The organism is Streptomyces sp. 150FB (assembly GCF_000818195.1).
Taxonomy (GTDB): Bacteria; Actinomycetota; Actinomycetes; order Streptomycetales; family Streptomycetaceae; genus Streptomyces.
This window is the reverse complement of sequence record NZ_JTHL01000001.1, coordinates 8,326,489-8,333,190: the sequence shown is the minus strand read 5'-3', so window position 1 is coordinate 8,333,190 and position 6,702 is coordinate 8,326,489. Positions and strand designations below refer to the sequence as shown.

The following is a 6,702-nucleotide window of genomic DNA, read 5'->3' as shown; positions in this document are numbered from 1 at the left end:
CCCACCCTCCCGCGTCCATCGGCCCCCACCACACCCGCCCCACCAACCCGCCCCGTCACCACAGCCCGCCGGCAGACGCTAAGCCAAGCGGCAGAACAAGCAAGTGCCGCCCCTCACCCCGTAGCCATCAGCAAGTGCGGCACCATGAATTCGCCGTCCATGGCGCTTCGTTGGAGTGGGACCCAGCCCAGGCCCACCATCCGGGGGCAGTCGCAAGCCAAACCGGGGTCCACGCCGAGGCGTGGGGCGCCCGGGGCCACCTCTACGCGGAAGCAGGCCGTCTGTCCCGAGGGGTACGGGACCTCGTAGACGTATCGCGCCGACAGGCACCGTAGGCCGGTTTCCTCCGCGACCTCGCGTATTGCCGCTTCTTCGGCCGACTCCCCCGGCTCGATCGCCCCGCCGGGCAACGTCCAGTACTCCTGGCCGTCGTGGCGGCCCGTAGGGCCCTTGCCTCGCTCGCGCACCATCAGGACCTGGCCGGCCCGGATGATCACCCCTGCCGCCCTACGCCTGTCAGTCATACGCCTGTCTGCCATCCGGCAATCATGCCGGGCGGCTCCGACAGACGTCCGTTCCCGTCTCCGCCCCAAGCAGCGCACCCGTCCCAACCACCGCCCCCGCCCACTCCTCCTCGTTCGCCCCCAGCAGCTCCGCCATCGTCGCCGCCGCCGGCAGCGGGCCGTGGTCCGTCGGGACGCGGAGTGCCGACATGGCCGTCAAGTGGCCCAGGCGCAGGGCGCGTACCGGGTCGTCGTAGCGGCGGCGGCCCGCCAGGAAGCCCGCTGCGAACGCGTCTCCCGCGCCCACCGGTTCGATCACCTCGACCCGCAGCGCAGGGACCGTGTACGACGACGGTCCTACGAATGCCGTCGCCTCGCGGGAGCCGTCCTTCACCACCAGCGTTTCCGGTCCCGGCAGCAGCTTGCGCACCGCGGCCGCGTCCGTGAGGTCATCGCCCCAGAGCGCCTGCGCCTCGTCCAGGCCGACAAAAACGGTGTCCGCCCGGTCCGCCAGCGGCAGCAGCACATCGCCGGCCGAGTCCTCGGCCCACAGCCCCGGACGGTAGTTGACGTCGAAGCTGACCGCGTACGGCCGCTCCGCTGCCAGCGCCCCCTCCACCAACGCGCGGCAACTCGCTGACAGCGCCGGGGTGATGCCCGTCAGGTGTACGAGGCCCGCCCCCCTGAACGCTTCGTCGTCCAGCAGGTCCGGGCCCAGCGCCGAAGCCGCCGAGCCGCGCCGGTAGTAGTGGACCCGGGTGGCCTCGGTACCGGGGTCCTTGATCAGCAGGCCCGTCGGGCGCGCCGGGTCGGTCCGTACGCCCGACACGTCCACGCCGAACGCCGCCACCCGGTCCCTCACCCGCCGCCCGAACGGGTCGTCGCCCAGCGCCGACACCCAGCGGGCGGGTACGCCGTGGTCCGCCAGGTACATCGCCACGTTCGACTCCGCACCGGCGACGTCCAGCCGCAGCAGGTCCGCCGAGTCCAGCGAGGCGACTGGTTCCGGCGCGAGGGCCGCCATCGTCTCGCCGACACAGACCACCGGGCCGTCGGCCGGCCCGTCGCCCAGGCCGTCGACCCGCCCCGCGCTCACGCCCCGTCCTCCAGGTGGAACGGCGCCGTCGCGAGGCCCGGCACCCCGACCCGTACCGCGAACACCGCGCCGTCCAGTTCCGCCGGGTTCGCCAGCCCCGTGCGCGCGCTGGTGATGTAGAGCGTACGGCCGTCGTCGCCGCCCAGGCAGACTCCCGCGGGCTGCTTCGCCGGTACCCGCACCACACCGTCGAGCGTGCCGTCCGCGCGGTAGTGGTGGACCGCTCCTTCGCCCCAGACCGCCGTCCAGAGACCGCCCTCCACATCCACCGCCATTCCGTCGGGACCGCCGGATTCCAGCGTGGCGAACACCGAACTCGCGCCCAGTTCACCCGTCGCCGGGTCGACCGGGTACGACCGGATCAGCCCGCCCGCGCTGTCCGCGAGGAACAGTGTCGTGCCGTCGGCTGAGAACACCGGGCCGTTCGGCACAGTGATGCCGTCCAGTACGCGGGTCACCGTCCCGTCGCTGTCGGTCCGGTAGAGGGACCCGGCGCCGTCCTCCGAGCCGTACGCCAGACTGCCCGCCCAGAACCGGCCCAGCGGGTCGGCGGTCCCGTCGTTCATCCGCATCGGTACGGGATTCGCGTCCTCCGGGCGCGCGATCCAGCGCACACCACCGTCGGGGCCGATCAGGCAGATACCCGTCCCGGCCGCCGCGATCCAGGTGCCGGGCCGGCCGGCCACGGGAGCCACGGCGCCCAGCGCCACGTCGAGTTCCGCGATGACGTCCAGCGCAGCCGTACCGTCGTCACCGCCGACGGCGGCCGGGGCCGCAAGCAGGCGGCCCTTCAGGATGTCGACCAGGACGATCCGGCCGTCGACCCAGCGGATTCCCTCGCCGAGTTCGAGCCTGTCCGACCAACACACCACAGGCGACGTCTCGCCCACTGCGCCGACTTCACCCACTGCGCCCGTCCCGCTCATCTCATGCACCCCATCCGTCACTTCGGGTTCCGCTCCACACCCACAACATCCAGAAACACCCGCGCCCGCGTACGCAGCCCGTCCACGCTTCCCCCGTGCGCGGCGTCCCCGATCAGCGGAGATCCGACCCCGACCGCCACCGCTCCCTGTGCCAGGTACTCGCGCGCCGCCGCCGCGTCCACTCCCCCGACCGGCACGAACGGCAGATCCGGGAACGGGCCGCGCAGCGCCCGCAGATACGCCGGGCCTCCGGCCTGCGCCGCCGGGAAGATCTTGAGCGCGTCCGCGCCGAGCCGCAGCGCGGACAGGATGTCCGTCGGCGTCATCACACCCGCCAGCACCGGCAACCCCAGGTCCTTCGCCACCGCGATGCCGTCGCTGACCGCCGGTGTGACGATGAAGTCAGCGCCCGCCTCGTGCGCGGCGTGCGCGTCGTCGGCGCCCAGGACGGTGCCCGCTCCGAGCGGCGCGTCAGGTCCCAGAGCGGTCCTGGCCCGGCTGATCACACCAAGGGCGTCCCGTCCGCTCAGCGAGACCTCGACCAGGCTGATGCCCTCCTCGACCAGGGCCAGTACGGTCGCCAGCGCCGCGTCGGGGTCGTCCCCGCGCACGATGGCGACCAGACGGTGTATGCGTAGTGCACCCAGCAGATCCATGCTTGCCGTTCCTTTCACCTACACGTGTCACCTACACGTGCCATATCAGCCGTACGCGCCTCACGCGCCTCACGCGCCCCACGTCGTCAGGTGGCGCGTGTGCGCCTGCCCGTCGCCGTGATCGTCAGACGCCACCGCACCTCGCCCGAAGCCGGGACGCACGCCGCGTCCCCCTCCCCGGCCGTGGCCAGGTCGAAGACCCGGCCGAGCATCGGCTCGACACCGATCGAACGGTACGGCTCGTCCTCCGGGAAGCCCCGGAGGTTGCGCCACAGCGCCACCGACACCGGCTGTCCCGGGGCCTCGACGGTCAGGTGGAGCGAGTCGGGGCCGTCGTGGACGGACACCTCCGGCGTGTCGATCACGGCGCCGACCGCCGTACCGTCGTCAGGGCCGAGCCGGTCGAGTTGTGCGCCGTCCACCCGGGGCCAGGTGCCCGGCGTCCAGCGCGAACCACCATCGGGGTACAGCCGGACCGCCGCACCCTCGGGCATGCCGGCCCAGCCGTCCGCCGAGACCTCCAGCAGCGCGTGCGCGGCCCACAGGAAGCGGTAGCCGGGTGCGGCGGTGAGGCGGTAGTCGACGACGGTCGCCTCCGGGGCCGTACGGATCTGCCGTTCGAGCCGGAAGTCCGGGCAGTCGACCGACCCGCCCTCGCCTTCGCCCGCGCCGGTCGCCCGCCACCCCAGCGACCACGCGTCTCCGTGGTCCGGCGTCCCACGCACCGTGGGAACACACTCCTCCAGGCCGCCCGCGTCGGCGAACGCGTCGCCCGGCAGGACGCCGGCCCTGCGCGGCTCGTCCCGATGCCACAGCCACTCGCGCCCGCCGCCGTCCACACCACCCGGCACATAGAGCGACGTCCAACGCCCCCCGCGCGCAAGGTCGGTGACGACCCGTGGGCCCACCGCACTCCCCCCGCCCCCGCTCACCACTCCGCGAACGACCCGTCCGCATGGCGCCACACCGGATTCCGCCAGGCGTGCCCGGACCGGTCGGCCGCCCGTACCGCCGTCTCGTCCACCGCGATCCCGAGCCCCGGCAGGTCCGTTCGCCGTGCCTGGCCCGCCACGAAGCGGAAGGGCTCGGTGTCGACGAGGTACGACAGCAGGTCGGCGTCCTTGTTGTAGTGGATGCCCCTGCTCTGCTCCTGGATCAGGAAGTTCGGTGTGCAGAAGGCGATTTGCAGGCTGGCCGCCAGCGCGATCGGGCCCAGCGGGCAGTGCGGGGCCAGTTGGGCGCCGTACGTGTCGGCCAGGGAGGCGATGCGGTGGACCTCCGAGATGCCTCCCGCGTGCGACAGGTCGGGCTGGGCCACCGCGATGCCCGCCGTCAGGGCGGGCAGGAACTCGGCGCGTCCGTACAGCCGTTCGCCGGTCGCGATGGGTACGGTGCTCGCCTCCACCAGCCCCGCCATCAGGTGACCGTGCTCCGGCAGCAGGGGTTCCTCCGCGAACAGCGGGTGCAGCGGGGCGATTTCGTGCAGTACTCGGCGGGCACCGGCCGGGCTGAACCTGCCGTGGAAGTCCACGGCCACATCGCGGTCAGGGCCGAGCGCCTCCCTCGCCGCCGCCACCCGCTCCACGACGGCGGCCGTCCCCGCGGGGGTGGTCAGCGCGGGGGTACGGCCGGCCGCGTTCATCTTGACCGCGGTGAAGCCCGCCTCGACCTGCTCGGTGATCTCCTCGCCGAGCCGGGCGGGTTCGTCCCCGCCGACCCACGCGTAGACACGGACGGAGTCCCGTACGGGTCCGCCGAGGAGGGCGTGCACGGGCGCCCCGTACGTCTTGCCCGCGATGTCCCACAGCGCCTGGTCGATGCCGGCCACGGCGCTGGAGAGCACCGGGCCGCCCCGGTAGAAGCCGCCCTTGGTGAGCACCTGCCAGTGGTCCTCGATGTGCAACGGGTCCTGGCCGACCAGGTATTCGGCGAGGACGTCGACGGCGGCGCGCACCACCTCGGCGCGGCCCTCCACCACCGGTTCGCCCCAGCCGACCACACCTTCGTCGGTCTCGATCCGGCAGAACAGCCAGCGGGGCGGAACGAGGAACGTTTCGACGCGAACGATCTTCACTTCGCCTCGGAGCCTTTCGTCTTCGGTGTGCCGTGGACCTTGTCGAGGTCCCGTACAGCCTGGTCGAGCAGGGCGCGCATGGCGTGTTCCGCCGCGTCCTGGTCCTGCGCCCGTACGGCGTCGAGCACGGCCCGGTGGCTCGGTACGGGGTCCTCGCCGTGCGGGGAGCTGTGCACGATCTCGTCGCGGTGGGCGAGACCCGACTCGATGACCATCTCCATGCGTTCCAGCAGCTCGTTGTGGGTCGCCGCCAGGAGTGCGCGGTGGAAGGCGAGGTCGGCCTCGACGGCGTGCGCCGCCTCACCGCCCTCGCCGTCCACACTCCGGCCCATCGCGGTCAACGCCGCGTCCAGGGCGGCGAGATCGGCGTCGGTACGGCGCTCGGCCGCCAGCCTGACCGTGGCCGGCTCGATGATGCCGCGTACTTCGCCGAGGTTGTGCAGCAGGCCGAGGTCGGCGCCGGAGCTGGTGCCTCCGGCGAACTGCCAGCGCAGTACGTCGGCGTCCAGCAGATTCCAGTCGGCTCTGGCCCTGACGAAGGTGCCCCGTTTCTGCCGTGCGTCGACCATCCCCTTCGCCGCGAGTACCTTGAGCGATTCGCGCAGGGCGGTCAGACTGACGTCCAACTCGCTCTGGAGCGCCACGAGATCGAGTGTCGCTCCCTCGGGGATCTCGCCGCTGAGCACCCGGCGCGCAAGAGTCTCCACGGTCTGGCCGTGCACTCCGCGGCGCGCGTATGGCGTCATGTCGTTCTGCCTCTCTGCTCTGCTGGTCGGTCCGTGTGCGGCGGTCGTTGTGCCGTTGTGCTCCCCATGGTCGGGCTGGTCAGGCCGATGCCTTGACCACACTCCAGCCACCGTCCACGAGCAGGCTCGATCCGGTGATGTACGAGGCCTCTTCCGCGGCGAGGAACGCGATGGCGGCCGCCGCCTCCTCGGGTTTCCCGAAGCGGCGCGCCGCTGTCTCCGCGACGCTGCGCGCCCGGTCCTCCTCGGACACCCGGTCCCAGGCCGCGGTGAGGATCGGACCCGGCAGTACGGCGTTGACGCGCACCTCGGGCCCGTACTCCACGGCGAGCTGTGAGCACAGGGAGAGCAGCGCGCCCTTGGTCGCCGCGTACGCGGGGTGGCCGGGGATGCCTTTGTGCGCGTGCACGGACGAGGTCAGGACGACGGCGCCGTGGTGTTTCCGCAGGTCGGGCAGGACCGCCCGGAAGCCGAGGAAGCCGCCGGTGAGGTTGACGGCGAGCTGTCGCTCCCAGGAGGCGCGGGTCATCTCGTGTGCGGGGGTGACGTCGACGGTGTAGGCGTTGCTGACGAGCACGCCGACCGGGCCGTAGGCGTGCGCGGCGGCCGTGATCCGTTCCCAGTCCCCCTCGTCGGAGACGTCGGCCGTGACGAACGTGGCGCGCCCGCCTGTCGCGCGGATGCCGGCGGCGACGGCCTCG

The 6,702-nt window shown here is 72.6% G+C and carries 8 protein-coding genes; all 8 read right to left on the bottom strand.

All coding sequences use genetic code 11. The features are described from left to right. Positions 1-113 precede the first annotated feature (113 nt). Entirely contained in the window at positions 114-524 is a 411-nt protein-coding gene (locus tag QR77_RS42570) for an NUDIX hydrolase (protein ID WP_052489800.1), read from the bottom strand. Positions 525-546: 22 nt separating this feature from the next. After that, positions 547-1,599, bottom strand: coding sequence for a sugar kinase (locus QR77_RS35705; RefSeq protein ID WP_269084345.1), 1,053 nt, complete (start codon positions 1,597-1,599; stop codon positions 547-549). After that, positions 1,596-2,489 (bottom strand): SMP-30/gluconolactonase/LRE family protein, encoded by an 894-nt coding sequence (locus QR77_RS35700; protein WP_040026149.1) that lies wholly within the window; start codon positions 2,487-2,489, stop codon positions 1,596-1,598. The genes QR77_RS35705 and QR77_RS35700 overlap by 4 nt, the downstream gene beginning before the upstream one ends. A 53-nt stretch (positions 2,490-2,542) precedes the next feature. Further along, positions 2,543-3,181 (bottom strand): bifunctional 4-hydroxy-2-oxoglutarate aldolase/2-dehydro-3-deoxy-phosphogluconate aldolase, encoded by a 639-nt coding sequence (locus tag QR77_RS35695; RefSeq protein WP_040026148.1) that lies wholly within the window; start codon positions 3,179-3,181, stop codon positions 2,543-2,545. Positions 3,182-3,267: 86 nt separating this feature from the next. After that, entirely contained in the window at positions 3,268-4,089 is an 822-nt protein-coding gene (locus QR77_RS35690; protein WP_040026147.1) for a hypothetical protein, read from the bottom strand. 20 nt (positions 4,090-4,109) lie between these two features. Continuing rightward, positions 4,110-5,255 carry a galactonate dehydratase gene (dgoD, locus tag QR77_RS35685; RefSeq protein WP_040026146.1) on the bottom strand — a complete coding sequence of 382 codons (1,146 nt, stop codon included), beginning with the start codon at positions 5,253-5,255 and terminating at the stop codon, positions 4,110-4,112. Further along, on the bottom strand, positions 5,252-6,001 hold the full coding sequence (locus QR77_RS35680) for an FCD domain-containing protein (protein ID WP_040026144.1): 750 nt from the start codon (positions 5,999-6,001) through the stop codon (positions 5,252-5,254). Before QR77_RS35680 ends, dgoD begins: the two co-directional genes overlap by 4 nt. A gap of 79 nt (positions 6,002-6,080) precedes the next feature. Next, positions 6,081-6,702 (bottom strand): SDR family oxidoreductase (locus tag QR77_RS35675; RefSeq protein WP_040026143.1); only part of this gene is annotated, 622 nt, incomplete at its 5' end.